Source organism: Pseudomonas sp. AIG, from assembly GCF_977020205.1.
In genome coordinates, this window is the sequence record NZ_CDROCK010000048.1 from 29706 (window position 1) to 56179 (window position 26474).

Annotated in this window: 28 protein-coding genes; 11 read left to right on the plus strand and 17 right to left on the minus strand. The window is 51.5% G+C overall.

From position 1 onward, the window contains the following. Positions 1–95 precede the first annotated feature (95 nt). The 5 genes from ACWR1S_RS23650 (at position 96) to ACWR1S_RS23670 (ending at position 5143) form a co-directional block, all read left to right on the plus strand. On the plus strand, positions 96–365 hold the full coding sequence (locus tag ACWR1S_RS23650) for a hypothetical protein (RefSeq protein ID WP_145162332.1): 270 nt from the start codon (positions 96–98) through the stop codon (positions 363–365). A 19-nt stretch (positions 366–384) separates the two neighbouring features. Further along, positions 385–1782, plus strand: a complete 1398-nt coding sequence (locus tag ACWR1S_RS23655; RefSeq protein WP_145162335.1) for a hypothetical protein — start codon at positions 385–387, stop codon at positions 1780–1782. 59 nt (positions 1783–1841) lie between these two features. Next, a complete protein-coding gene (locus tag ACWR1S_RS23660; protein WP_181643721.1) occupies positions 1842–2648 on the plus strand; it encodes a DUF4238 domain-containing protein in 807 nt (268 codons plus the stop codon). Between the two features lie 754 nt (positions 2649–3402). Further along, the gene (locus ACWR1S_RS23665; RefSeq protein ID WP_454565205.1) at positions 3403–3639 is read left to right on the plus strand and encodes a hypothetical protein; all 237 of its coding nucleotides are present in this window, start codon (positions 3403–3405) and stop codon (positions 3637–3639) included. 40 nt (positions 3640–3679) lie between these two features. Further along, a complete protein-coding gene (locus tag ACWR1S_RS23670) occupies positions 3680–5143 on the plus strand; it encodes a YecA family protein (protein WP_454565206.1) in 1464 nt (487 codons plus the stop codon). A 333-nt stretch (positions 5144–5476) separates the two neighbouring features. Here the strand turns inward: ACWR1S_RS23670 and ACWR1S_RS23675 are convergent, their stop codons facing one another. Beyond that, positions 5477–6457 carry an Abi family protein gene (locus ACWR1S_RS23675; protein ID WP_454565207.1) on the minus strand — a complete coding sequence of 327 codons (981 nt, stop codon included), beginning with the start codon at positions 6455–6457 and terminating at the stop codon, positions 5477–5479. 892 nt (positions 6458–7349) lie between these two features. Here ACWR1S_RS23675 and ACWR1S_RS23680 point away from each other — a divergent pair. Next, complete coding sequence (locus ACWR1S_RS23680; RefSeq protein ID WP_454565208.1) at positions 7350–9947, plus strand: AAA family ATPase; 2598 nt, start codon at positions 7350–7352, stop codon at positions 9945–9947. Between the two features lie 123 nt (positions 9948–10070). Here the strand turns inward: ACWR1S_RS23680 and ACWR1S_RS23685 are convergent, their stop codons facing one another. After that, complete coding sequence (locus ACWR1S_RS23685) at positions 10071–10367, minus strand: hypothetical protein (protein WP_454565209.1); 297 nt, start codon at positions 10365–10367, stop codon at positions 10071–10073. Between the two features lie 87 nt (positions 10368–10454). On the opposite strand from ACWR1S_RS23685, the gene ACWR1S_RS23690 reads away from it, so the two are divergent. Next, the gene (locus tag ACWR1S_RS23690) at positions 10455–11504 is read left to right on the plus strand and encodes a hypothetical protein (RefSeq protein ID WP_454565210.1); all 1050 of its coding nucleotides are present in this window, start codon (positions 10455–10457) and stop codon (positions 11502–11504) included. 2 nt (positions 11505–11506) lie between these two features. Here the strand turns inward: ACWR1S_RS23690 and ACWR1S_RS23695 are convergent, their stop codons facing one another. Further along, entirely contained in the window at positions 11507–11863 is a 357-nt protein-coding gene (locus tag ACWR1S_RS23695) for a hypothetical protein (RefSeq protein WP_217384357.1), read from the minus strand. Between the two features lie 272 nt (positions 11864–12135). On the opposite strand from ACWR1S_RS23695, the gene ACWR1S_RS23700 reads away from it, so the two are divergent. Continuing rightward, positions 12136–12900 carry an SIR2 family NAD-dependent protein deacylase gene (locus ACWR1S_RS23700; protein ID WP_454565211.1) on the plus strand — a complete coding sequence of 255 codons (765 nt, stop codon included), beginning with the start codon at positions 12136–12138 and terminating at the stop codon, positions 12898–12900. Positions 12901–13322: 422 nt separating this feature from the next. Next, positions 13323–15116, plus strand: coding sequence for a retron Ec67 family RNA-directed DNA polymerase/endonuclease (locus ACWR1S_RS23705; protein ID WP_454565212.1), 1794 nt, complete (start codon positions 13323–13325; stop codon positions 15114–15116). 308 nt (positions 15117–15424) lie between these two features. On the opposite strand, the gene ACWR1S_RS23710 is transcribed toward ACWR1S_RS23705, so the two are convergent. The 4 genes from ACWR1S_RS23710 to ACWR1S_RS23725 all read right to left on the minus strand — a co-directional run bounded on the left by ACWR1S_RS23710 (position 15425) and on the right by ACWR1S_RS23725 (position 17993). After that, a complete protein-coding gene (locus ACWR1S_RS23710) occupies positions 15425–15961 on the minus strand; it encodes a hypothetical protein (RefSeq protein WP_454565213.1) in 537 nt (178 codons plus the stop codon). Continuing rightward, positions 15954–17126: a DUF3800 domain-containing protein gene (locus ACWR1S_RS23715; protein ID WP_454565214.1), complete on the minus strand. Its 1173-nt coding sequence runs from the start codon at positions 17124–17126 to the stop codon at positions 15954–15956. Before ACWR1S_RS23715 ends, ACWR1S_RS23710 begins: the two co-directional genes overlap by 8 nt. Positions 17127–17187: 61 nt before the next feature. After that, a complete protein-coding gene (locus ACWR1S_RS23720) occupies positions 17188–17556 on the minus strand; it encodes a hypothetical protein (protein ID WP_086792951.1) in 369 nt (122 codons plus the stop codon). Positions 17557–17657: 101 nt separating this feature from the next. Then, positions 17658–17993: a hypothetical protein gene (locus tag ACWR1S_RS23725; RefSeq protein WP_454565215.1), complete on the minus strand. Its 336-nt coding sequence runs from the start codon at positions 17991–17993 to the stop codon at positions 17658–17660. A gap of 467 nt (positions 17994–18460) precedes the next feature. Here ACWR1S_RS23725 and ACWR1S_RS23730 point away from each other — a divergent pair, with 467 nt between their 5' ends. Next, positions 18461–18901 carry a hypothetical protein gene (locus tag ACWR1S_RS23730; protein ID WP_454565216.1) on the plus strand — a complete coding sequence of 147 codons (441 nt, stop codon included), beginning with the start codon at positions 18461–18463 and terminating at the stop codon, positions 18899–18901. Positions 18902–19443: 542 nt separating this feature from the next. Here ACWR1S_RS23730 and ACWR1S_RS23735 read toward each other — a convergent pair. The 4 genes from ACWR1S_RS23735 to ACWR1S_RS23750 form a co-directional block, all read right to left on the minus strand. Next, positions 19444–20250, minus strand: coding sequence for a hypothetical protein (locus ACWR1S_RS23735; RefSeq protein WP_454565217.1), 807 nt, complete (start codon positions 20248–20250; stop codon positions 19444–19446). 324 nt (positions 20251–20574) lie between these two features. Continuing rightward, positions 20575–20964: a hypothetical protein gene (locus ACWR1S_RS23740; RefSeq protein ID WP_454565218.1), complete on the minus strand. Its 390-nt coding sequence runs from the start codon at positions 20962–20964 to the stop codon at positions 20575–20577. A 2-nt stretch (positions 20965–20966) separates the two neighbouring features. Next, on the minus strand, positions 20967–21437 hold the full coding sequence (locus tag ACWR1S_RS23745) for a hypothetical protein (RefSeq protein ID WP_454565219.1): 471 nt from the start codon (positions 21435–21437) through the stop codon (positions 20967–20969). A gap of 40 nt (positions 21438–21477) precedes the next feature. Then, positions 21478–21873, minus strand: a complete 396-nt coding sequence (locus tag ACWR1S_RS23750) for a DUF6957 family protein (RefSeq protein ID WP_454565220.1) — start codon at positions 21871–21873, stop codon at positions 21478–21480. A gap of 157 nt (positions 21874–22030) precedes the next feature. Here ACWR1S_RS23750 and ACWR1S_RS23755 point away from each other — a divergent pair, with 157 nt between their 5' ends. Further along, complete coding sequence (locus tag ACWR1S_RS23755) at positions 22031–22486, plus strand: helix-turn-helix domain-containing protein (RefSeq protein WP_454565221.1); 456 nt, start codon at positions 22031–22033, stop codon at positions 22484–22486. 43 nt (positions 22487–22529) lie between these two features. Here ACWR1S_RS23755 and ACWR1S_RS23760 read toward each other — a convergent pair whose 3' ends face one another. The 6 genes from ACWR1S_RS23760 to ACWR1S_RS23785 all read right to left on the minus strand — a co-directional run. After that, complete coding sequence (locus tag ACWR1S_RS23760; protein ID WP_454565222.1) at positions 22530–23570, minus strand: DUF4062 domain-containing protein; 1041 nt, start codon at positions 23568–23570, stop codon at positions 22530–22532. Between the two features lie 89 nt (positions 23571–23659). Continuing rightward, positions 23660–24208 carry an SH3 domain-containing protein gene (locus ACWR1S_RS23765; protein ID WP_454565223.1) on the minus strand — a complete coding sequence of 183 codons (549 nt, stop codon included), beginning with the start codon at positions 24206–24208 and terminating at the stop codon, positions 23660–23662. Positions 24209–24258: 50 nt separating this feature from the next. Then, complete coding sequence (locus ACWR1S_RS23770; RefSeq protein ID WP_454565224.1) at positions 24259–24732, minus strand: hypothetical protein; 474 nt, start codon at positions 24730–24732, stop codon at positions 24259–24261. Continuing rightward, a complete protein-coding gene (locus ACWR1S_RS23775) occupies positions 24729–24938 on the minus strand; it encodes a hypothetical protein (protein WP_127649286.1) in 210 nt (69 codons plus the stop codon). Before ACWR1S_RS23775 ends, ACWR1S_RS23770 begins: the two co-directional genes overlap by 4 nt. Before the next feature lie 477 nt (positions 24939–25415). Further along, entirely contained in the window at positions 25416–25658 is a 243-nt protein-coding gene (locus ACWR1S_RS23780) for a hypothetical protein (RefSeq protein WP_454565225.1), read from the minus strand. A 436-nt stretch (positions 25659–26094) separates the two neighbouring features. Continuing rightward, positions 26095–26474: helix-turn-helix domain-containing protein (locus ACWR1S_RS23785; RefSeq protein WP_454565226.1), on the minus strand; the 380-nt coding region annotated here is incomplete at its 5' end.

Sequence of the window (26474 nt, forward strand, 5' to 3'; positions counted from 1 at the left end):
CCTAAAAATCAAATCGGATTCCTTGCTCGAAGGTGAATGGCGGTTCGAAGACACTGGCCTCGCAACTCCAATCAACCGAAACGCAGAGGCACTCCATGTTAAAGAAAGCCACATCCATCGCTTGGCAAGCAGGCAAAGACTCCTACCACTTGCAGCAGGCTCGCCTGAAACACTCTGAGCCCGACTACCTGAACGCGCTTGCCCAGGCGATCCAGGACGTGAAGCCGGGCACTTGTTTCCGTGACGCTATGCGTCAAGCCATCACCGTCGACGATTACACTGTCGGCGTACTCGGCGGCCAGGAGCTGGGCAGGCGTACTCGGGAAATCCTCGAAGCGCAGCCTGAAGCGATTCCGGCCTTGTAACCAAAAATGGTGAAGACAAATGCACGACAAGGGAACCCAGAAGCTCGCTGATGGAGAGCTGGCTCGAAAGAGCCGCGCTATCCAGAGCCTCAAAGAAATCCTTGGCCTTGATGAGGGCGCCTACCAGGCGCACCTCGACAGCCTGAATGAAGCTGAGCGAGCGACCTACGAAACTGAGCTCAAAGCGTACATCGAGACATGCACGATCATGTCCGGTGAATACCTGCAGTGGTCGAGCCAACTGCTGCTTGCCGCGCCAGAGGGCGTGGAGTCGGAAAGTAGCTACCAGTCGAGCCTGATCGCTCCGATGGGCGCCGTCCTGCTGAACGCCCTGGAGAAGAGCAATGCCATAGCGTTTCCGCAGCATCTTCGTGACGCAGCGGCCCAGATTGAGAGGCTGGCTGACGCCAAACGCCGGTTCCTCACCGAGCTATATGGACACTTGCGTGACGACGAGAGGGAGAGCTATGGCGACTTGCTGGAAGCCTGTGATCCCCTGCTCTGCTCGATGCCAGACCTCAAGCTTTATGAGACACACCAAAGGCTCATTCTGGCGTGGAAATTCCTATCACAACTTCTGATCAAGCCTCTGGACGGCGTTCCTGATAACTGGATCGAAGCTGCCGCCACCAAGGCACATAAACGTATTACCGAGCTTTCTAGCGGCGCCCTACGGCCTCTGCTTGAGGCTGCAGCAACCCCGAGAAAAGATTCGCTCTCTGCAGAGCTGCTGCTTGCCAGCATGGTGAATCGCTCTCACTGGGAGCTTCTCGAATACGAACGTTTGGAGCAGATAGCCACCCAGAGCCTTTCTAGGCTAACCCGTGGCCTTAAGCAGAAAGGGAACCATCACATTCCTGCTTACCTTGAAAAAGCAGCCTTCAAAGACTGGCTGTTAATGCAGCTCTCCCAGAACAGGTTCCCCGGCGAAGAAGCCTGGCGCACCTTGAAACGACAGCATCTGGAGCGCTTCTACTTTCAAGCCACCTGGGTACTCGATTGGGAAAAATTGAACGGCGTGGAGCACAGCGTGAAGGAGGATGCCCTTCTCAACATGTGCGCGCTGCACTTTGCTTGGAGCTACTGCACCTGCGAAAAGCATGACCTCAGAGTTCCAGACGTCAAAGATCTCGACCTTGTGAATGGACGCGAGATCGAGACCGATGAGCAGGTGCCTTTGACTCGCATCATGTACCAACAGCGTCAGCTAAATACGATGCTCTTGAGCTACCAACACGTCGAGCTCAACCCACAAAAGCTGGAGACGTACACCAAGTGCAACAGGGATGGTCGACGTCAACAAATGCAGTTCATCCGCTCGAATCTACACAACCTTTCCCTGGCGCAGTGGAAAAGCCTTACCAACAACGCATGGAACGTACTCGATGCCCTGCTGCAGAAGCATGGCGCGCTTTAATCACAATGCGGCGGGCGGATAGCTGCACGCCGGCTCCGAAAAAATAATGGGCCCATAGCATGTACCAAAAAGACCACTCTCCTCACGAAGCTCCCAGCGAAACTCTTGATGAAAACGGCAATCGCGTCAAAAATCCGAACAGGATCACAGTCAATCAGCACGTGATCCCCCAGGCACACCTGAAAGAATGGCTAAAGGACGACAATCTCCTCACCATACACAGAAAGCAGGGTGGCGCCCCCATAGAGCGCTCGCCCAAGAGTGCCTTTGTTGTAGCCAGGCTATGGGATCAGCAGGCTGAACAGGGGATGATCAAGTCGACTGAAGACAATTACCTAAAGCAGATAGATGGCTTCCGAAAGAACGGGAGCATCGAGAGATCCCCCATCGTCACCGAGTATTTCGTCATGTTGGCAGCACGGGCTTACTGCGTAGCCAAAGAAAGGCCGCTCTACGACTCGATCATGGAGCCGCCGCCATGCATACCCTCGCAAGCACAGCTTGAAAAAGATGAGGTTGAGCAGGTGAATGACACCGTCCGAATCTTCAACGGAACTGGTGATCCACATGCTACAGCTCGCATGATTGTAGGTATGGCGCTCACACAGTTTTTCATCAGGGGGCGCGAGCTCTTGAAGGACACTGCATGGGTGCCTTTTACGACGATGGGGGAGAAATTCATTCTTCCCGACTCAAACGTTGCACTTTACGAGCAAGGTTTCCCAGCACTGCCAGTGAGCCCGGAACTCGTGCTTCTTGACGAGAAGCTCCTTGCCAAACTCCAAAAGGCCGGCAGGCTCACGCCGGAGTATCTCAACAAGCGCTTCTTGGAGTCATCGGTTCGCTACTACGTTTCCCCCAAGTGAATCCTGCAGGCGCTCCGCGCTTTGCCCGCAGCCAGAACAGATGCGCTCTGCCTACTCGCTCCACCTCCGGCCTACTTCTGGCCTTCCGTATTCCTCCTGAAGACCTCCATGCGACGTTCATTCCCTGAGCATGAGCCGCTGAGCTCCCATCGAGATACACCTGATCAGCCAGGCTCCTGGGAGGATACTCGTGCCGAGCGTTTGGTCGAAGTTGCCAGAGATTATTGGCGCCCGGATTAATTTGGCAATCGGCCTGTTCCTGATTCCGCTCTTCTTCCTGCCTTTCTGTTCGGCTGGATCATGTGGGACTGGGCCTCGCCGGCAGCGATCTACTCGCTCATCTACGACAAGATATTCATGATCATCGTTGGGGTGGCCCTGCTACTGCTCCTGACCTAGACAGAAGGGTTTAAAGCTTCGCTGGATGAGGCCCCGGCCTTAGCCAAGTTCCAGTGCGAGACGCCGTACCCTTGCTGGCTATGGCGCTACTACCTTCGCCGGAACAAGGATCTCATCGAGGCCTACTGGCGCGTCTACAACTTCGAGGTGGCAGAAGACTCCCTTGCCGTTTATCTGCAGCAGCACATGCCAAGGTTTATCGGCGCCATACCCAGGCGATGTCGTTCATCGCCGAGTGGTTGACGCTTCAGCACGTCAGCGGCCACATTCGAAGCTGTCACCTACGCTACACCCGAAATTGGCCGGTAAGCGTGAGATCGCAGCACGTCAGCGGTCACTCGAGATCGAGACGTAGGTGACTTGGCAAAACAAAGGGGTCGAAATGAACGTACAGCTAGAACTTATGAATAAAAACATATCCATGCTCCAGGCAGAAATAAAATACCTGCAAATTAAAATCCAAGAATCCAGATACGCAGGTGACCAGGAAAAGCATAGCCAACTTTTAGAGCAGCAAAACAATGCAGCCCACTACCTCGAATATGCAACAGAGACGAAGGCCAAGATAATTATGAATATCCATAAAAGCTAGCAACTCACAACCGCTAATATTGGCAGAAAGGATATGCAGATTGTTAAAGCCAATCAACAAGGAAGCAAGTGTAAATGAAAGCGAGAAGATTCTTGCCACGATTGCTTCAAATACATTTTTTAGCCTGTGGTGCTACCCCAGCCTGTATCGGTCGTTAGGAAAAGGAAAAGAGCTTACCGACCTCACCGTGTACTTCAATAACACGGTTATACTATTTTCCGACAAGGGGCACGTTAAGTTCCAAGAGCAGAATGACCCCAAACTTGCTTGGAGCCGATGGTACAGAGCCGCAGTCAAGGAATCTGCAAAACAACTGCATGGAGCAGAAAGTTGCATTAGGAATCACCCGGACAAGATCTTCCTCAATAGTAAACTTGATGAGCCATTCCCTTTTGACTTGAGTAGGACTGATCTCAAAATACACCTGATAGCGGTAACCCGAGGAATAGGTAAACATGCCAAGCAGCATTTCGACGCCATAAGGCCCGGCAGCCGTGGTTCGCTCGGCTACCTTTATGGAGCGAATGAAGAACAGTTGCTCGATAAACCGTTCTTCGTCGGCGATGTAGACATAAGCAAAACCTTCGTTCACGTGCTAGATGAAGGGGGTATAAAACTTCTCCTAGAAGAGCTTTGCACACCTGCAGACTTCATCCGATACCTCGAGGTTAAAGAGGATGCAATCCGCAACAAAGACCTCCTGATCAGCGCTGGAGAAGAGGAAACACTTGCATGCTATCTTCAAGAGGATGGTGGCAACGGGTTCGGAAAAATTACCAACCCACCTCAAAACAAAGGCAATTTCCTAATGATACCCGAAGGAGAATGGAATCATTACAGGAAAACGGTAATATATGCCTTGAGGTATCAACAAAGAAAAGAAGCAAAGCTATGGAATGAAATCATTTCCCGCTTCGCGGACGGGATTGTGGATGCACAGGTAGGTGAAGCAAGTGACTTACCGTTCATAACGCATGCAAATGCTGTGCAGGTGTTGGCGTCGGAAAACCTTCTGTCGAGTAGCCTCCTTGCAACTACCCTATTTGACAAATTCCATACAGTTCCCAGCGGAACACGCTCAGCACGAACGACTTACTCTCTCTGTAATCCAGGCCGAGTGTACGTCTTCGTATTTTTCCCGTGGAGTCATAGATTCAACTCCTATGATGAATATAGACAGGAGCGAACTGCCTACATGCAGCTATACGCATGTGTAGCGCGGTACAAGTTCCAGAAAGCAAAAGAAATCGTAGTTCTTGGAGCCGACACCAAAGGCCATCAAGGGGGCTCTGAGACAATTTTTGCTATAGATGCATCTGTTCCGCTTACTGGCGATGAGCGAATGACTGCTCAACAAATCATGAAAACCTACAACATACTAGACAACATTTCTCAGAGAGCAATACCAGGGAACGGGGCGGCCAAGAAAGTTAGCCGAAATGCTCCGTGCCCGTGTGGCTCTAATAAGAAGTATAAGAAATGCTGCTTCAACCCAGAGCCATAACTTTTTTGTGGATGGGTGAGAGCTCCTCCAGTAGGCGGAAACCATCGCACAACGGAGAGTTATGGGCTCGCCCCCTGCTAGGGGACAGCTGTCGTGAACCGCAACCTGGCTGCACCAGGTTACGGCCCTATCGGGCTTCTATCTTCTCGCCTTTGGCCCATCGTGGGCCGGCGCGCTCCGCTTGCAGTTTTGCCCACAAACCAAAAATACCCACTAACCGACATACCGAGGGAAAGGCGCCTGCTAGCTTCTTTCTTTGCCATGCCCTAGCAATATGTTCATGAGCAGACCAGCGCTCTCTGGAAAGGCGTTTGCAGCGAAGACCGGAAAGCGTCAAGGAGTAGGATAGAAGTTGCCTATAACCTTTTGCTGATGGGAGATTTGGATTGGCTTGCGATCTTTGAGCACCAGCTTGAGACCCCAGGACTTAGTAAAGCTGCTGAGCTTGACGTCCGAATGGGTGTAGCCACGCTTAAAGCCGTCTAAGGCCTCTTGGGTCATCAGGTACAGAGTCTTCTGATGAAACTCTGACTGCACATGGTCACTGGCTCTGTCGCTCGACAGCCAATGGAGCGTCTGGGTTATTCGGCGGTAAAGCATGTTCAACCGGGCCAGCACTTCCGCCTCATTCGTGGGAGCCGGAAACTCGACATTTACGGTCACGCCTTTTGCCTCTTTTTTCTCTTCCTTGATGTCCGGAATTTTCCACAGGGGCTCGAAATGGGCAACCCGATTGCGCAGGGATCTGACGGTCTCAAGCCGGGCGTAAACAGTGCCAACGTTTTTCTGGTTGTTCCAATGACCCGCGTTACTCGCGTAACGATGATGAGGAAAGATCATCGGGATGATACTGTCCCAAGACAGCCTGAGATCCAGCAGAGGCGCCCAGAAGCCGAAGGTCATGTTCGCGATCACTTGGTTTGGACTTACGGGATGGTGTTTCCGGGTAAAGGAATGGCAATTTTGAGCCTTGTTCCACGACTTGTCATGAGTGACTGCCATCACCTTCGCCGAACTCTTCCCGCTGAGCTTCAAGACTTCGTACCAATTGTTTGCGTCAGCGTTGCCGATGATCCTCGAGGGATGCTGGGCCATCGCGTATCGGCTAAGTGCAAGGTGGAAGCGATTTCGCAGCGCCACTTCCACGATACCAGTCAGGCGCATGAAGTTCGTAGACAGAACCTCGTTCCAACAGTACAGGCCGTACAGTTCCGAGTCAGATGCCGGGTTAAAGAAACGTCTGTAGGAGGACAGTCGGGCAACCGAAATTGAGTCCAGCGAACTGAGAATGTTGAGCGGCGTCGGGTTGTACATGGTTGCTTCCACTGCGATATCAGCGCGAACTCTTTGCTGGCGTGCACTGAGATAGGCGTCGGTTATTGCCCGATACGGTTACGGGGTACTGGTCATAAGCGCGCTTTAATATCACATTTCTGCTCGGGGGGGATGGGGCTTTTGAGGGGAGACCGAGGTAATTTACGAGACCCACACCTCAGGCTCATCACTGGCTGAGCGAGAGGCTGTCACCCAATCGCGGGCATCTGTTCTGAAGGCGAGATGAACGTACAGAATGGGAATTGAAAAGACTAGAATCGAGAGCGCTTTAGCAGACGATGCTGGAAGCCAGATAACACAGGGGGGGCGGGAAAATTGTCGCGAAAAGACTGAACCAGGAGGGAGAAACCTTGCACCTGCCGTCGAAGCATCAGACTTTCAGCCTGTCAGATAAGGAAAAGGCCACCCTTTAGGGGTGGCCTTGTCACATGCTTCATTGCCCTTGGATCTTCAGTGGTGCTATTAACCTGCTGACGATTTAGCCCAAGCGCCTACACATCAATAGTACACAACGCACGGGTCGATTGTCTATCCCTAGCCTTGTTTTTTATGAATGGCAGCTAGAGTTGTCCTGAGGCGGCAAAAGGGGCTTACCGTTGCAGGCGGTCACCTGTACAGCCCATCGCGCCCGTTACCTCGAGGCGAGCGCGCTGGGTATCGGTCATCTGGGCCCAAAGCTCATACCAATCGCACTACTAGCTAGCGAAAATGTAGCTTTGATAAGGAAGCTATACATAGCAAATGCTATGCGCGCGGAGAGTTACCTTGGACGCATAAGGCCGCATCTTGCAATCATTATGGTGGCCAAACAATACTAAAAAGCCAGTTCGCGTCTACGCTCAAGGATCCCTCTATTTGAGATGAGCGCGCCATGACCAAGATTGAAGCCGGGCCGGTAGTAGCTGATGATTTTGAGACATGGCTGAGCACACGCCCTAAGTGGTTGCAGACAGCGGCTCGTATGATCATCGACTCGAAGCGGCAGCTAAACCAGCACGAAATTAGCTCGTTGGCCAGGTTGTGCAAGCTCGAAGCCAAGGATGAAGCTGATCCAGGATTTCTGACGGTAACCCCTGGCACCTTATCGCAGGTCGCCAATAGACCTTTGCTTCGAATCGAAGAAATCCTTGATGTGCACGGGCTGAACGCCATCAAAGCTGGTGCCAATCTTCCATTCGGCAAAAGCAATCTCTCGGTGATCTACGGACAGAATGGAACCGGCAAGAGCGGTTTTGCGCGGCTGCTAAAGGAGATCTGTGGATCACGATCCAAGGACGAAATACGCGGTAATGTCTTTGATCCAATGCCTACGCCCTGCCGCGCTCATTTCAAGGTGTCAATAGACGGTAAGCCGGCGGATGTTCACTGGGACGTCCCAAGCGGGCCTCACAAAGCTCTACGACATGCACAGGTGTTCGACAGCAAGGCTGCCCAGCAGTACATGACCAGGACTGAAGCATGCTATGAGCCCAGCCGGATGAAGTTTGTATCCGCACTGATCGTAACAGCGGACGCTGTTAGCGCGGAGCTTTCAAGAGAGAAGGCACTACTCAGCAAAGCGTTACCCGCCATCCCAGAAACGCTAGGTCACACCGCCGAAGCAAAATGGCTTCAGGGCCTGAAGAGTACGACCACGACCGCCAGTATTGATAAGGAATGTCTGTATACAGATCTGCTTGATCGGGAGCGCATTGAGAAGGAGGCCCTACTCGCAGAGAAAGACATTGCAGGCCGGCTGCTGAGCATTAACAAAGAAAAAACTGCGCTGAAGAGTATTGAAACAGCAATGTCGACTCTTCAACAAGGATTGAACGATGCGAAGGCAGGTACGCTAGAGACCCTGAAAAACGCCGCTGTTAAAGCCAGGAACTCGAGCGAAGAGGCAGCGGCAGCGATTTTCGGTAAAGCCGAGCTCGACGGTGTTGGCTCTGCGACCTGGCAGGATATGTGGGAATACGCACGCGCATACTCCAACGGCACGGCCTACACAGAATCCCAGTTTCCCAATATCGCGGCTGACTCACGCTGCGTACTTTGCCACCAAAGCCTTGATGAGGATGCCAAAGTCCGGCTGTCAGGGTTTGAAAAGTTTGTCACTGATGGCCTCGAGACAGCCGCCAAGAAGGCTGAAAAGAGCTTTACTGATCAAAAAAACTTCGTGCCAACTCTTCCAGGGCAAGCCGACTGGATCGTTCACATGTCCACTCTGGGCTTCGAGGAAGCCGATGCGATCACTTGGCTGGGCATGCTCAAAGCGAGGCGCGATCAAATCGTGTTGGGAAGTCCTGTCGGCACCTTGCCAGCTTTCGACTGGAAGGGCATCAGCGAGGCGGTTACAACTAAGTCAGCAGACTTGATTGCCGAAGAAGAGAGCCTTTCATCCCTGCTGAAGGATGAGCATCGTCAAGCAATGCATGAACGAGTTCAGCACCTTCAAGCCAAGCAGTGGCTCTCACAAAACAAGACCTCTATTAGCGCCGAAAGGGCTAGGCTGATAGCAGTCGCAGCAATAGACAAAGCCTCACGCTCAGCGGCCACCAATGCCCTGACTACCAAGAAAAACGACTTGGCCAAAACTGAACTGGATGCTGGCTACCAAGCTCGATTCATCGAAGAATTGAAGCTACTGGGCGGCCACCGCATTCCAATAGCGCCCCTAAGTAAATCGGGTGGCAAAGGCAAGATCACCTTTGGTTTGAATCTCGTGGGCGCGCACGGCACCCATGGCTTGGAATATATCTTGAGCGAGGGTGAAACCAGGATCGCCGCACTCGCCGCGTTCCTTGCGGACACGACAGGATCAAACCAGTTAGCTCCGTTCATTTTCGATGACCCGATATCTTCACTCGACCAAGACTTTGAAGAGAAGGTTGTCGAACGTCTCGTGTCTTTGTCACAGACCAGGCAGGTCATCATATTCACCCACCGACTTTCTCTTGTAGCTCAAGTAGAAGCTGTTACCAAGAAATGGGAGCAGACTCCAGGGATGCCCTCAATTAAGCCGACACTCACGTCACTCCAAAGGATGGCGAAGACTGCTGGTATCGTCGCCACTGCGAGCGCTCGAGACCTGAGACCAGAAAGTGCTGTCCGGGGGTTGATCGACAATACGATTACGCGGTTGAAAAAACACCAGGAGAAGGCGGAAGTCGAGGCTTATGAGTCGCTCGCCAAGAGCGCTTGCAGTGACTTCAGGATCATCGTCGAGAAGACGATTGAGTACGTTTTGCTGGCGGACGTCGTAGGCCGCTTCAGACGTGCAATCAACACTCAAGGCAAGCTACACAAGGTCGCCAAGGTAACAAATGACGACTGCGTATTCATTGATGACTTGATGACACGCTACTCGGTGTATGAGCATGCTCAGTCTGAGGAGATGCCCAGCAGCGCTCTTGAGCTGGATGTATTCGAAGCTGACGTGAGGGGCTTGCAACAATGGATCGCCGAGTTTGGATCTAGAACCTGCTGACAGGGGGATTGAGCTAGAGCCAGAATCAAGTCGAAACTCATGATTCTAGCCCGCGCCTTGACAGCAAGATGCATCGAGGAAAATCCCGCCTGTAAACCGGTACGAGATGTGTTTTGCCCCCAATCAACCTTCTTCTTCATGACTCAGAAAATCAAACGAGGTCAGCGTGTCGCAGTTCAGGCAATGGTACGTATACGACGCCTCTTGAAAGTGCATGCCGCAAAAGCTTCCGCAGAAGGGGCAGCACTTGCTCCACTCCAGGTTGCCCCAATTCCAAATGCCTATCCGCTGCACCAATGCCTTGTAGATGTCTTCATCCTTGGAAAACAGCTCGTAAGAGATGTTGAGCAGTACCAGAATTTTTGGCTCGATGAAAGGCTGTATGGTTGAAATATCAAGCATATCGATGCTGGAATTCAAGAGCTAGCCGTAAAAACCGGTCGAGCCAAGGCAGCACTCGACTAGCCCTATTACGACGATAATCACTTAAACCCTGAGGCCCAACCTGTGGATATAGACCCAGATCTCTTCAAAGACCCTGAAAATTTCAAAAAAATGCAAGATCTTCTATGGGATATCATTGAAAAGAACAACATTATCAATCAGCAAACTGATGGGAAAGTTATTATAGATCTTCAGCGATCAGACATAAAATATCTATTTTCGAAAATTAACGAGTGCGTAACCCAAGAATACTCCGATGAGGAGCTAGGTAAGATAATCAGCAAAAAAAGCCGCGCACTGCGGAGTTTCCATACAGAGCTCGCCCGCCTTACCGAAGCCACATTCAAACTTTACAAAGATTTAATTTTGGACACATTACCAGAGGTCTTTCTTAAAATACTAAAAACCAAAAGCAACGACACTATAGACGAATTCCTCTCCATCCACTTCAACCACATAACAATACCAGCACTAAAAGATGAAAAGCACCCCGGCGATGATATATTTCTTTTCATACGTCACATTATGAGCATTAACGATGAGAAGGAAATGAATAGCATAATTGCCGAAAAACTATCCACCCCTGCTCAATCGTTAGAGGCTGTATATGGCATGTGCGGACTATTAATCCAAGCTTCAAGAGCAGAGCAAGAGGGCCGTATAGGTGAGGCTTATAGCTATTTAATTGACGCAAGCAATATGATAGGAATGTGCCAGGCAACAGCATTCATAATGCCTCGTATTGAGTCAGTTGCCAATAAGCGCTTCGCAAAAAAAAATGCACAACGAAAACATATGTCACCGAGCCCTCTTAACGCGGCAAAAAGTAAAGTTGGAGAGCTCTTTGTTAGCCTAAAGCCACTTGTCGAACCTAATAACCCTAACTCCGCTCGCAAGTGGGACAATGCAAACCATGCACACGAAATCATTTACGATGCAATGAGAGAGGAAGTTGATACCAAAACAATTGGAGACACGACCATTCTCAGTATTTGTCGAAAGCTCTATAAACAGGAAAAAAACCACGCACATAAACAAGGCCGTCCCACCGTCAACGTTTACATCAAGCAAACGCTGGCGGATGGAACGGTTGTGTCCAAGCAGATACTTTAACGCTAGTCTTCAATTTGATGAGAGCTGGCGTCTGAAATGTCTATCAGCCAGTTCTCGGTAGTAACGGAGCCAACCAGTCGGTAAGCGTCGTACTGATCTACACCGAGGTAGGTGGGATAGCCACGACCAGTCAAGTAGTTGACCGAACGCACGTTTACCTCCTGACCGGCAGGCAACCGGGTGTAGCTATAGAGAATCTCGAGTAGATTATTCACAAACTCTTGGTGTTCCGGGTAAAGGGAGTAGTACACCGCATCACTATTAACGGGATAGCCTTCATTGTCTCCGTAGGGGCGAGGTATGTCGTCAAGCTGCTTCAGCATGCGGCAAACGTCGTTCAGGGTTGGGGTGTAGAGCATCGTGATGTCCTCATTGATTGATGTGGACACATCGTGCCCACTTTTGAGTACAGGTACGATTCGGGTGCTAGCACATCAACTTTTGAGGAAGGTATGCCATCGTTCCTAGAGCCTATTTTTCAATACATCGTCCAAAGCTCATTGACCCGCGTCGTGTAGCTCTGACTCTTCGTTGCCCAGTGCCCTCCCCGCTAGGGTCGACTGGGGGTACTTGCTGAATCCAGCGCTCATAATGTCGGCACCTCAACTGAAATCCACCCCAAGGAATGCTCATGATCACCAGTGCCCTAGCTCAGCAATTGAGGGAGGCTCAGCATGTCGTAGTTTTCACTGGGGCGGGTGCATCAGCGGAGAGTGGCATCCCTACATTTAGAGACGCGCTGACAGGTCTTTGGGAGCGCTTCGATCCTGCACAACTTGCGACAAGCGAAGCATTCAGAACTGACCCAGCGCTTTGTTGGGGATGGTATGAATGGCGTCGCAGTAAGGTCATCCAGGCCCAGCCAAATGAGGCACATCGCGCTATCGCTGAGCTTGCCAGCCATGTGCCCAAGCTGACTGTCGTCACGCAGAATGTTGATGACCTTCATGAGCGAGCCGGCAACCATGATGTGATTCATCTGCATGGAAGCCTGCATTCGCCCCGCTGTATCGATTGTGGGCAGGCGTATACCTTGCCTCTCACGTCTGCCCTCCTGCATGAGGATGGAGGTCGGATTGAGCCGCCGAGATGCAGTGCGTGCAATGAGTATGTTCGGCCAGGCGTTGTTTGGTTTGGTGAGATGCTGCCCGAGGATGCATGGAGCGCCGGGCTCGCCGCTGCTCAGGAGTGCGATGTGTTCCTGTCGATTGGTACATCTGGGATTGTTTACCCTGCTGCAGAGCTACCGCTACGTGCTTTGGGGCATAGGGCGACTGTCGTTCACATCAATCCTGAGCGGTTCGATATCAGCAGTCAGGAGCACTTTCTCGAAGGCGCTGCCTCGGTAATGATGCAAAAGCTACTACGCGAGAGCTTCGGCGACCTTCCTGCCTAGTAGTCAGAAGTAGATTCACATTACTTCTGCTTTGGGCTTGCCCCCTTCGGAGGGGCGGTTGGCGTGAACCAAACCCTGACTGAGCCAGGTTTTGGCCCTCCGGGCTTTCATCCTCAAGCCTTTGGCCCGTCGTGGGCCGGCGCGCTTCGCTTGCGCAGCTATCCTTTCCAAGGCTCAACCAGTCAATTTATGCCAGACGGATGTGCACCGCTGGTAAGGCAGGTAGCTATTGACAATGGCAATATGGCAGCACAATACTTTTAATGTGAAGCTTACAGGCAGATTTTTTGCCGCGTTTCGCGGCATTTGAAACCATCGTGTCGGAGATTGCTTCTACGCGACTCACAACTTGGCGCTTCGGAATACCCTGCCGGGACGCATATGAGTGCCTGTAAGCTTCCGCCCTCAAACAAGGATGCTGCATGTCGGAATTACATCAGCTTCGGAAAGCCACCTCTCTACATGACCTGGCTGCCATCCTTAACTACACTCCAAGCGCTTTATCCTACCTAGTGTACAAGAGACCTGCGAAATACACACAGTTCTCAATCCCTAAAAGCAATGGTTCAACACGCCAAATCTGTGCGCCTTGTGATGAGTTAAAAGCCCTTCAGCGCCGAGTAAAAATTCTCTTAGATGAATGCTTAGCCACCATCGAGAATTCAAGTCTAGCTCGCGGGGCAATTTCTCACGGTTTTAAACAAGGTCACTCCATCATTACAAATGCGGAAACTCATAAAAAAAGAAGATACGTATTTAACGTAGATCTTAAAGGTTTTTTCGACTCTATTCATATGGGTAGAGTTCGCGGCTACTTAATCAGCAACAATGATTTCAAGCTCAACCCTAATGTGGCAACTGTCATGGCACAGATCATGTGCCATGACAACAAACTTCCCCAAGGTAGCCCTACCTCACCAGTCGCCTCTAATCTCATTGGTCACCTTTTAGATTTAAGGCTAGTGCAGTTAGCCAAGAGAAATGGTTGTTCATACTCTCGCTATGCGGATGACTTGACGTTCTCAACCAACAAGAAGACGTTTCCTAAAGAGATTGCCTTATCTGACGAGAACGATAATTCTTGGGTGGCAGGCCCCGCGCTTGCAAAAATAATACAAAAAAGCGGATTTGAGCTAAATCACGAAAAGACTCGCATGCAGTACAAAACCAATAGGCAATCGGTGACGGGCCTTGTTGTGAACCAGATAACAAATACTCCTGCGGAGGTTCGACGAAATGCTAGAGCCATGGCTTTTCACCTATTTAATAAAGGCCATTATTTAGTCAAGGGCGAAGTGACAGGATCTGAGACATCGAAACCACTGGTGGTTAAAGACTATACCCAGCTAGCATCGCTTGAAGGGCTGTTTAGTTTTATATACATGGTTAATAATTTTAACCGTAAGAAAATTGTTGAAAATAGCAGCATAAAAATAGAATCCTTTAAAAAGACCAGCCTTGAAATAACTCATGGCGACTTCTTGTTTTACAAGAACTTCTACGCCTCGCCCCTGCCGACAATCATGTGCGAAGGTAAAACAGACAACGTTTATCTTACATGCGCCATGAAGTCTCTGATGGATAAATTTCCGCGACTTTGCAAACCGAATAAAGATGGGAAGCCAGCTTTAAAAGTCCGTTTCATTAACTACTCGGAGCTGACCCATAGGGTACTAGACCTGAATGGAGGCTCGGCTGACCTCGCTGCATTTATCCGCTCGTATGCAAAAAGCTGTGGCAAATATAAAGCGCACCCTCCGTTGAACCCAACCATTATAGTTTTAGATAACGACAGCGGTTCTGATCCAATATTCAAAGCGATCAAAGATGTCACCGGGAATCGTTACTCTATCCCCAATGGGAAGGGGACAATCTTAGACAAGTCTAAAACCACTTACTATATTGCTCAAAACCTATCTGTAGTTCTGACCCCGTTGAAAAAAGATGGCCAACCAACAATGATGGAAAATTTTTTTCCAGCTAACGTATTAAAATCCGTTTGGGATAACAAAACTTTTGAAATTTTGAGCAAGTCCCCTTCGAAGAATACGTATAATAAAAACACTTTCGCACAGAGAATCGTGAAGGCTGACCGCCCCAATATTGATTTTAAAAGGTTTGCCCCAATTCTTAGATCGATAAGTGATGTAATTAAGGGGTATCACGTAGAAAAGTCCGTGATTGAGCAAAATTTGCCGAAGCCAGCTAAGGACTAGGTAACAGAGTTCATCCTGACACGTGCAGTTTGTGCGGTATGTGTTGAGGTCTAGTTCTCGCATTTCAGGGGTTCAGCTGACCAGACCATCAGTTAGCGTGGAATATTCAGCGCCAAATCTCTGATCTAGGGCGTGGTATCAAGTTACGCTTTCGTGGCCGTGCTGCAGCAATAGTCATTGGTCGGCGCAATCTGTCTCTCATCGTAATGTACCCAAATAGGGCTATTAAGCCTAAAAATGATGGCTAATGTGCCGTATTGGGGACGTTAAATATGTATCTCAGAGCAACGTACTGCTAGCGTTCGATTCTAGGAGGGTAGTTGACTCTCAGATTCTCTAGCCTCATGGCGAGCCCAGCGTAAAACAGCTATCGACATGAATTGCCTAATCGCCAGCGCTCCTCGCTCATTTCTGGCTTTCGAGCCAGGCAGGGTCAGTGCTGCCTCTACCTTGGCACGACTCGCTTCGTACATTGCAAATGCGTTGAACTCAGAATCAAGCAGCACCAAGAGCACAGTATCGAAGGGTTGTCGTAGATCAATTGCACCCATACGGCCCGTAATCTTTTGCGGGTTCAGGATACATCGCCCCTTGATCTGGATTCTCGCGACGCCATCTTCCAGCTTCTCTGTAGCGTCGTAACCTGCCTGCCTTGCAGGATGTAGTAACAGGCCGAGCCTAGTAGCAGCTTCGTACTCTGCGACCTCGCCGGTCACGCCCAGCGGCTTGCCGGTCAAGCGATAGAATCTACGAGCAAGCACCTTGGCTTCTTTCAAGATCTCTAGGATTTCATCCTGGATCAATGCAGCCTGCTGAGGTTCCTGGCCATGACTGAGTTCAGTCATCTGCAAATGCCTCGAGCGCAGCGAGCAGCTTGGCTAGCTCAGCCAGATTGGCTGCCGTCACGATGTCATATTCTCCTCGACTACTCAGCCGATATACCTCTCGAGCCTTTTTGACCCGTTCCAGTAAAGGAACAACAATGCCTGACGCTCTTTCAAGAAATTCGTTAATGTCTGCCCGTGTTTGAGGGATCTTGTAGCCTTTGGCCGCACTTGTGATAATGACGTCCGCATCCCGAAGCTTGGCAATGCCACTGGATCGGATTCTCTGGCCGTTGACCTCTCCCAATCCGCTGTCTTTAAGATGGGCCATGATCTCCGTAGTCAGCACGTAATCCTTGGTGACGAATTCGCTTTGAAATCTTAAGAACCGCAGAATACTCAATTGCAGGCGCTCATCTTCATCAGGGTGTTCGCCAGCCCGCTCGCTAAAACGATCAGCCTGGCGGAGAGCTTCTTGGTGTACCTGGTAGTCTGCATACCCAGACTCATCCGTCGGCGGTGGCAGAAGAGACTGGTACTTGGATGGCCACTCAAGCATTCCAAGAGTCAGGCTGCGTAGGATCTTTTTGTAGGCAAGAACTGCTTCTTCCGATGCTTTCTCTTCGTAGATCTGAGCGACTGAGCCAGCGACGAAATCCGCAACCTGAACCAAAACATTGTCCTTACTGGCCATCGTCTGGAAGGCATCTTTATCGCCAAATAGGTCGTCGACGAACCGTTCTGAAACGTAGTTTTTGAGGCTCTGCTGAAATTCCTGGCCACCATGCTCGTCTACGATCATCTGGAGGTCGGGGTATACGCGGAACAAACGTTCATAGAGCAACCCGTTCACGTATTTTATGAACGAGGTCTTGATACGGAGGCCGCCGTCTTGGTGAATTCGGGACTTATCAACGACGGTGAAATAGAGCTTGAAAGGCAGCTCAGCTAGCTCATTGAGGATTCGGGCACGGCGATCTGAATCCTTCGGCTTTAGATTGCTAGATTTGATCTCACCTGTTTGAAAGTGACGCATGCGGAGTGCTTCAGCTTGGGCATAAGCAGCTTCCAGGTCTTTCTCTGCCACCAGAATGGAGCACACTATGAAGAAGCCCGAGCTTCCTCCCTTTGACGTATCAAGGTCGGAATTCCCGGACTCATCCACGAAGGCATATGTTCTGTCCATAAGCTTGCTCCATCAACAACGTGCTGAGCGCAGTGGGTCGCCCAATGGCAAGGTGGCGAACTTAGTTCGTCGCAGTGGTAGTGCCTGGAGCGGGGCCTTCGCTGAACGTGTAGTTGATGACCACGTCATTACGGATCAAAACGTCGAGCGTTTTCTGAGTGCCCGTAGTCGTCACCTTCATGGTGACCACATAGCTCTGGGCATGGGCTGAGCCGTTGGTGTAGGTGTAGATCCACTTCTCGTCAGTCTCGCTGACGGCGCTCTTGGCGTAGGGCTCGCCAAATAGCGACTTCAGTTCTGAAGTGGTGGTTTTGCCTTTGGTGATGCTCGCTACACTGGCTGACGGAAAGTCTCGTCCTGCGGTGTAGTGGGACGTAGCGCAACCGCCTAGTGCAACACAGATCCCCATTACTGCGATGAGCTTTTTCATATCCTTCCTTGATCGTAGAAAGCTCCAAATCTAGCCGGCATCGAGGCTAAAAGCCATCATCAAGGTGATCAGCTACTTTCGCGCACTCGTAGATAGGGCCTCTACATCGATTTGACCGAGACTACGTCCACATACTTGTACTTCTTCCGGGCGGCCTTTACAGCATCTTGTTCGGCAAGCAACGAGCTCAACGTGTCAGCCTCGTGAATCAACTCGGTCATTTTCCCCTCAAATTCGTTCCCGACCCGGAGCGTGACCCTTAGTTTGGGCGTAAATGTTTTCGCCACTTTCTTCTTGGCTGCTGGAGCGACAACCGGTTTCGCGAGCACAACTTCTTCCACAGGCTCCTGCACTAGCGGAGTGGAAACCTGCTCCTCTGGCGGAGGCGAACCGAATAGGGCACGACGCATTTCTTCTTCAGTTAAATCACCGTTCATAAAACATCTCAATGGAGAAGCAATTAGCTCAACAAATTCTACAGGGTGGCTACGCTAAGGTACGCTGTGGAGCATGATCAGACTTCAGATACCTAAGTCTATTTCTAGACAGGAACCCCTCCAGGCTCGCGAAAGCTGCGCCTTCGGTAATAGCGTGATGAACCTTTCCGCTAGGTCACTGGCGTGCCGGGAGTACAGCATTACGGTGTCTGGAACCGGTGCCCGATCCGGAACGAATGCACCCACTCGCTCCTGGGCAATTTTCAGTATATTCAGGATTTCTTGACTCACCTGTTTGGTGGACAGGTATTCCACGACTGGCTTGGGCGGAGGAGCAGCGTGACTCCACATTTCTATGACTACCTTGAGGAGCCCGTCTGATCCAAAATGCTTGAGAGCCATTTCCCACAGCTGACCTTCCTGCACCATATCCAGGCGAGGCCTAGTCATAACGGAGTTCCAGCAACATGATGGTCTTTCTTGATTGCGAGTTTACCGAGCTCTCGGCGGCAGCGAAGCTGATATCACTGGCGCTAGTCGGTGAGGATGGGCACGAATTCTACGTGGAATTGCTCGATGCTTGGCAAGAAGAAGACTGCAGTGATTTCGTAAAGGAAACCGTGCTTCCACAGCTGTGGGGTGGGAGCTACGCGTTGCCCATTGTTGAAGCCAGGATGTCGCTGCTCAGATTTCTGACGTCGTTCAAAAAGGAGGTCGAGATCGTCACTGATGCTCCTCAGTACGATTGGGAGCTTTTTTGCGACCTGGTATATGAGGACGGACGATGGCCAAGAATCGTTCGTAATTTTCCTACCGACGCGACGACACTTGCTCCGACCAGCGAGGGAAAAGAGTTACCCCATCACGCATTACTTGACGCCAGGATTATCGCCGGCATGTTCAGTTAAAGCATGAACGACTGGGAGCTTTCGTAGTGTTATACCGCTCACCAGTCAAGCGTCCCATCAATCCCTTCTCCAGAACACCATCGACTCGCTAGACTCGCATTCGCCCCGCCAGTGCGTGGGCAAGTAGAAACCATATCTCGATCAAGGACGAAAGCACATGCCCCCTATCCGCCCCTCACAGTGCGCCATGCAACAGCGCGCGGATGGCGGCCCATTCCTTCGTTTCGACAATAGCGAAGCCAGAGGATTAAGCGAGGGAGAACTCGAAGCACTGGAGTCGGGCGAATACGACGAAATGACTTCTATGACCCCACACTCGTTTTCTACAGCGATGTACCTCTGCCGGACAATGGGGCAGGCTGGCATCTCCTATCGACGGTCGCCGTTGAGCAACACTTCCCAATCATCTTGCGTATGCATCAGATCCCCCCAAACTTTAGATCAAGATGCTAGCAAAAAAGTCAGTCAGTAACCGCCCCCTTGGGCGCCCAAGGTTATCCGTAGCTGGCAAGCCTCCAATTTATACCTTTAGGCCGGATGATTTAATACTTCGGCCCGTACCCACTAGGCTTGGTATTGGACGACGGCTCAGACGGCGAATCAGGTGCAGCTGAAGGATTGAGCGCTGCCTTATATTTCGCAATGAACGGCTCGGCCCACGCGTCTAGCTGCTGAAAGTTCGCAAATTCACGACTTTTTATCCCGCCAGCAAACGACGTGCCGAATAGCGTGATGGGCATTGCTCTGCTTATTTCGTAGCTGCCAGTCTCTCCTCTGGCCCACAGCAACCAGTCGAGATATCTTAAAAAATCGTGACGTTCTAGACCTGCCTGACCGGTCGCTACGCCAACTGCGAGCTGCTCACCGCTAACCTCTTCTGGGCCATCATAATCAAGGCGTCTGTGCGCAGGTTTTGTACGTACTGCACCACATGAGGGGAGAATTTTCGGGCGACACACCAAGTCCTCATAAACGCCAAAAAAGGTGTCTAGGCCTCCGTTATATTTTTTCTTTCCCCATGCAGCGAAGTGGCACTGCTGGTGAAGTTCCAGTGCTTCCCGATATTTGAATAGTCCCTCACATAAAAGACAGGCTGACTCCTTGTGATCCTCGCTTCGAAGATCTCCCCTGCTCGATTTAAACTCGACGAGAAAAAATCGACCGTCGCTTGAGAACATATTGTCGGCGTTGAATACTCTGTCTGCGCCATTCAGCGGGATATTCAGATCTACAGCGCCGTGAGACACACACGCCTGCCATAACTCAAAATGGAAGGTAAGACTTACACTTGGTTCTCTTCCCGACACCGACACATCTCCACAGACCAACCTAACGTGAAAGAAAGCCAAAGACCTTCTCCGGTAACTTGCCCGAATGCTATCACCGTGCCAGTTCAGGAATAAAGCCAGCGTCCCATCAGAGACTGCGTCTGTCTAGGAAGGTAAGAACAGTTCAGCCTGAGCAAGTTACCTAAAGCCCCAGACCTGTTAATTACGAGTTCTCGAACGCCACCGCGTGAGCCTAGTGATCAAGATGGCAAGCGGAGCGCGCCGGCCATAGATGGGCCAGAGGCTTGAGGGAGGGAGCCCGCTATGGCCAAAACTAGGCTCGTTCGGGGTTTGGTTTACGACACCCACCACCCAGGCGGACAACCCCAAAATAACGATCAGCGACTACTGGAGGCGATCAGGCGTTGGCAGATACCTGTCTCCCGCTATGCGCATGAACTCACGCAAGCTATGCCGTCCGACGTCCCGCCTGAACGTCGCAATGACGTACTTCGAGTTGACCGTATTGATCACCCAAAACCTGCCTTCCTTCGTTACGGACTGAATGTCGGATGTCCGAATCAGCCGACCATCTGCGAATCGTTGGAACGGCCCAGGGCAAATGTGACTGAACACCACGCCAACGGCACTGCACGCATGAATATGGACATTCACCAGGTAGGCCGTAACCAGCCCGTCGTAGTCTTGATTCACTGCTTTGGCGATGCGAAAAAGGTCGAAGTCCGAGTAGCGCTTTTCGTGTAAATCGACTGCGACGGTATTGATGTCGTCCATGGCTACACGGCCTCCGACGCTGAGGCTACGCCGGTGGTTGCGGCACTGCGCCGATATAGCTCCCTGACCCCAACCAAGGCATCAACATCCAGGTCGCGCTGATGGGTATTGACGTACACATCACCACTCTCGACCTGCAGAACACAGATTGGCACTTCTGCCTGGTTGAACCCCATGGAAAGTGAATTCAGCTTTTCCATCTTCCAGCCTGACCCTTTGTTCATCCATGCCGGGGTAACGACCTGCACATCTTGAATGACCATGCTCTCGTCTTGTGAGACCAGCAGCTCCACCAAGCGAGGCTCATCGTTCAGCATCTCTTCATAAGCTACGAATCGCCCCTCATGCCGGCGCTTGAGGCTCACGTGATACCAATGGGTAACCAAGGATCGCGACATGGCGTGAAAGTGAGCGAGACCGTCCCCGAACATACCCATCGGGCCGGCCTGGTCTTGCATGCTAATCCTGAACATCGCGTATCTCGTGTGGAGCAGGCCTGCTTAGCGCCTGCGATTAACATAAGCCGAATATTGTCTTGAGCGATGCGGTCATCTCACGCCCCTTGCCCACTAGGGCATACACCGTGTTACGGGTCTCGAACAAGCAAACGCCGTCGAACGACTTGCACAGGGTCGAGCGTACCCAGCCCCCTGGAGGGAACCGGCCCTGGCTGTCGTAGGTGACGCAATGGGAATAAAGGAACATTGTCTGCAGGCCTATGGCGCGCACCCTGGCGAGCGATTCAGGAGGCTCGTCCACATGAAAGATCAGCCAATCCTCGACCAAACAGTACGGTTTCCGACCGAAACGATCCGACACCAATGCCTCTATTTCGGCTTGAGGTAGCTCTGTTCCAAAGGACGATGTCTCACCCTCGCGGAGCAACTCATGCTCCGAAGAATTACCCATAAATTGATGATCCTCATGGTGCGAACCCAAAAATCAGGCTCTGCGAACACGTAAAATACCGGGCAACAACCTAGAAATCCCGTCGATATGATTATATGCATTTGTGTGGGATCTATCAAACGCGTCATACCGTCTCTTTTTGGGAGAGGTAAGTTGGATGTCCCTGCGGAAGGCTTATGCGGCGACGCTACAGTGGCTGAGGATTCGAAATGGCTTATCGCAAGCAGACCTCCAGCATCAAGCTGACCAGGCTCACATAAGTCGCTTGGAGGCTGCGACGACGACACCGACTATTGATCTGAGTGCGGATCTGGCTCATGCGCTGGGCCTAACGCCTTTGTCGCTGCTCACACTGGTGGCCGCAGCCGATGAGTGCAAGACAGCACGCTCTGTGTTGAATGAATCGATGATAGAACTCATGCGGCTAGGAGTTCTTGATGAAGCGCTGCCTGCCGAGCCGCAGAAGATCACCACACCACAGAGAATCGCAGCCGCAGAAAGGCTCGAGGCAGTACGCAAACTAAAGGCAGAAGGTCTTTCTCAGGCAGAGATCTGCCGGCTCCTGGAATTACCCAGAAGCACTGTTGGGCGCCTGTGGCACGTTGACGATTAAAAGCCCCCTTGGCTCAAAATGACAGAGGTAGGGGTGCCACTGATCAATAAGCCAAACTTCTGGCCATTCTCACGATGCTTTCCTGTATCCATTGCTCCACGATGGGCCGTGTGGCAGGGATGAAAAGTCGTGACTCACTAACGAGCTTTTCACGGCGCATAGGCATCGAATAGCTGCTGGGGGCAGTCGCTGGCGGCTCTTCTATCTTCGCCATGTCTAAATTCTTCAAGGTAATGCGATACCAACCACTGTTGAATTCGGACACCTCGAAGCAGGACATAATTAGCTTTGATAGGTTGGTCGGAGACACGAAATAGAGACCAGCCGTACGCCCCTCGACCGGCACACTTGCGTCAGTTTCCAAAAGGACGAGCCCGTCGTCAAAAACGCGCCAAGACGTATCTCTGGACTTCAGTCCTGTGAACAACTTGTCATCCCAGTCTTCGTAACCTTGCTTGAACTTCGCTAAGCCCAGGTTATGGAAGCTATGGAAAATCTCATCACGGCGTTGGGCCGCTCCGTGCACAGCGTGCTGCTCAACGGGCTGTGGTAGAAACGCGAACTCAAGCTGTGGCGCATAGGAGTGACCGCCGTAGGAGCGAGAGCTTGATGCCTCTGTAATACGCTCGTGAAAGGCTTTCTCAGAAATTGCGCTTTTGGATTTCTCCATTCTACTCAGGCCCTGGACAATAGCTTTCAACAGCTCTTGGGGATCAGAGAATGAGGCTCTGAAAAAACCTTGTTTGTAGTCAGACACCTCGTTGACGAACACGGCCTGCTTCTCGTCAAAGTCAGTCTGCTGGATGAAGACCAAAATCGGTTTACGCTTGCTCACTGCCTGGTGGAATTCTTGCTGCGTAACCGAGAGGCCTGGCTGAGGTTCATAGCCGTAGTTAGCGCCAAGAATCAGAATGTAAACGTCGCACTGGTCGACCTCTGTCAGGCAGGCCTGCTCCGAGGAATAGGTTCGCGCTCCGAAGTGCTCGCTCATGACCGGCTTCATGTCCAGTGTCTCCACCGCGTCTTTGGCGGCGGCTCTGAACTGCTCGAATCCTCTTACTACTGAGCTTATGAACACCTTCATCAGTGCATCCTCTGAACGCTGGCGTATGTGTCCTTTTGGACTGTAACTAGGTGTGATCGTTGCAGATTGTCTCAACGGTGAACAGCAGATCAGACACCGTATCGTTTGTTACCGCCAGAGGTAATGCAATAACGACCACCGCGAGGCCCGATACACACGTTTCCTGAGGAACAGGGGCACGAGGAACCGTAAGCTGGAGTCTGTTGGCGAGCGGGCAGTGGAAGCTGGGCCGACGGTCTGGGCTTCGGAACAACGTAGCAGCCAGGCCCACTGCATAGACTCTTGGACGAAAGCCATTTCGAAGATTGACCATCAATGCTGATGCGCGCCCATTCATTCCTCGTCTCGAAGACCTGAACCTTTTCCCCGCGCTTCAGCTTCGAGACGACCTTACCGCCTGGTTGATCTCGGACATTGAGATTATCAGCACTCACAAAATGCTCAGTCGCAGAGACGGGGGCCGGAGCTGAGGACGGAGTTGGCGAAATCGACCCTAGCGTACTGGGCGTGCTTAAGGCGCTTGGTTGTACTGGGGCAGGAGGAGTGTCTTTCTTCCCCATTGCCCACAGAACGGCACAAAGAATCAGGAGCGGGACAAACCATGACTGGGACTTCTTGCGCATATCCATTGCTCTCATTCGTCACGCACTACAACGGCTGTCTTCCTGACCAACCTGACGTCATTCACCTACTGCGAGCTTAGCCAAGCTTCCATTTTTTGCAGCTTGAGATCTAAAAGTTTGGTCTTTCCCGAGTTGAGCATCTCAAACAGCCGCTGCTTGGTTTCGGAAGAGGGAAACCATTCAGCGACCTCGACGTTGCAGTGCTTAGAATCACTTAGCACCCATTTCATCACCATGTCAGCTGCAGCTCTGTAGTGATCCGCCATGAACAGCCTTTTGCCGTCTTCTGAACAGCCTCGCATCGCCAGCTTGTCGGTTACGTCGTTGACCCCATCGTCTCCAAAGAACTCGGTGGTATCAGGATAATGAATACCTGCAAGCGACACTTTTGCCACGCCCGAATCCTGGTCGAAGTAGGACAGGAAATGCCATCCGCCAGTGATGCTTCCAGGGTGCGGAAAGTTGATCGCAGCCTTGCCGGTGATGAAATGCGTGCGGGAAACGCGTTTGAGATCAAAATCGAAAAGCGGCTGGGTCATGGGAGTTTTTTGAGCCGGGCCAGCCCCTGTTTGATATGGCCAGCGTTCTCACCAATTGTGTAAAGCGCACCACGGACGTTGTCGCCGACTTCCGCATGTCCTTGGGCTTCCACCTGGAGGGTCAGCTCCATGAGCGCAGCTTCGAGAGCGAGCTGATTTTGGTACATCCTTTCCAAAACATCTGACAGCGAGTATTCACTGGGCATTTGTGGCCTCCTTAAGGGAAACTCAGCATAGCGCAGCCAAAGGAATGAACTAGCGCTTTACAGAGAGACCGATTCGATAGCCGATGGTGTTATAAGCTTCAATAAGGCATCTCCCGACTTCATAGTGATCCTGGTTTGACTGTGTTTAAAGTCCGTGCAGCCAGCACCAGGTTGCGCTTCTAGAAAATGCGTTCCGAACGTCGTTCCCAAGTAGGCGATCTCCCCAGCGTGCAAATCAACCGCAGGCTTACCATCTAACATAAACCTAACACTGCAAGCTGCTTCGAGTCGCGACTCGAGCATTACGACGAGCTGGGCATCAGATTTTTTTGTGTAATTGTAGATTCGGGATGCGGGAACCCGATTAGCACCCTCATGCGATGTCTGCATGGAGGTACAGCCAAATAGTGAGGTAACCGCCACAAGGAAAATGAATTTCTTCACTCTGTTCCCTCGTTTGATCTGAACTGCCATGCCTTAGAACAAACCCAAGGCGAGCGTCTTGAGTCTTTTTTCAGTCGCTTGGTCGAAATGCTCATACAGCGCTTCGCCCTGATCTGCGCTTATTCCGCCTGCACAGATCAGTCCCAGGACAAACCCATTAGCTCGTGCGCCACTTTTGACGGCCAGGATCATTGATCCCGCGCGTTCAATATCAGCAATAATCTTTTCAGCTTGGCGTCGGATGACTTCAGGCAAATCCTCGGTCGCATCGTTCATAGCCGGCTCCGCTTGCTTTGCTACCGCACCCCTTTGGCGGTTTCAGTTTGAATATCACGTGAAACACATGACCGGGGTGGCGGAGCAGAGGTTCAAAAGAGTAGCCACGAGCGGGAAGAAGTCGCCTTCCTTCCTCAATGGCCACCTACCAAGACCAAGCCCGTATTTTCCACCCGACTGCTCCTTCCAACAGAAGACAGACAGGATGACTACACTCCATTGCGCAGTGCTGAGGTATCCCTGGAGTATCTTCCATCGATGGAAATAACTAGAGCAAGCGGAGCGCGCAGGCCAGTAAGGCCGGAGGCGCGAGGATGGAAGCCCAAAGGGCCATGACTTGGCCTCAGCCATGGCTTGGTTTACGACAGCCGACCCGATAGGGCGCGCCACAAACCGCGATTTGTCTAGATTGCAGGATTACTGATGTTCTACAGCCTTATGTATTCCAATATTTTTGGACAGTGCTTCGCGCAACGCCGAGCTTTTCGGCAATGGTTTTCCTGTCGAGACCTTGCGCTTTCAGTGCTCGAATAGAATCTGCATTAAGCGGTTGCTTGGGCTTACCTTGGGAGCGTTTGATGAGCTTTCCGCCACTGAACTGCTCCTCCACCAACTGCCATCCCCCAGACATCTCGAATTCCCTGACACGCAAGGCAGTACGCTGTAAAGCCTCTGACGGCAGTTCTTCACCCTGCGCAGCAATTGCGAGAGTGACCATCGTCAAAAGGTCGAGCCCTAGGTAGTCAGCGATCTCGTCCAGTTTCTCCAGCGTCGGCGTCGTCCTGGCCTGCTCAAGCTTCCCTAAATTCGTTCTGT